This window comes from Pseudoalteromonas sp. MER144-MNA-CIBAN-0113, assembly GCF_040308965.1.
GTDB classification, from domain to species: domain Bacteria; phylum Pseudomonadota; class Gammaproteobacteria; order Enterobacterales; family Alteromonadaceae; genus Pseudoalteromonas; species Pseudoalteromonas tetraodonis.
Genome location: NZ_JBEOOG010000555.1, coordinates 1 through 241 on the forward strand (window position 1 = coordinate 1; position 241 = coordinate 241).

Below are 241 nucleotides of genomic sequence, written 5' to 3' on the forward strand. Positions count from 1 at the left end.
TCTTCAGGATTAATACCAAACTGCACGTTAGAACCGCCAGTTTCTACACCAATTTCACGTAATACTGCCATAGAGGCGTTACGCATAATTTGGTATTCTTTGTCGGTTAGCGTTTGCGCTGGTGCAACGGTGATTGAATCGCCAGTGTGAACACCCATAGGGTCAAAGTTTTCAATGGTACAAACAATAATACAGTTGTCGTTTTTATCACGTACAACTTCTGTTTCGTACTCTTTCCAAC

Annotated in this window: 1 protein-coding gene; it reads right to left on the minus strand. The window is 41.5% G+C overall.

What is annotated here, in order from left to right; all coding sequences use genetic code 11:
- On the minus strand, positions 1–241 hold a 241-nt coding region (locus tag AAEY57_RS20915), incomplete at both ends, for an ATP-binding protein (RefSeq protein WP_350608771.1).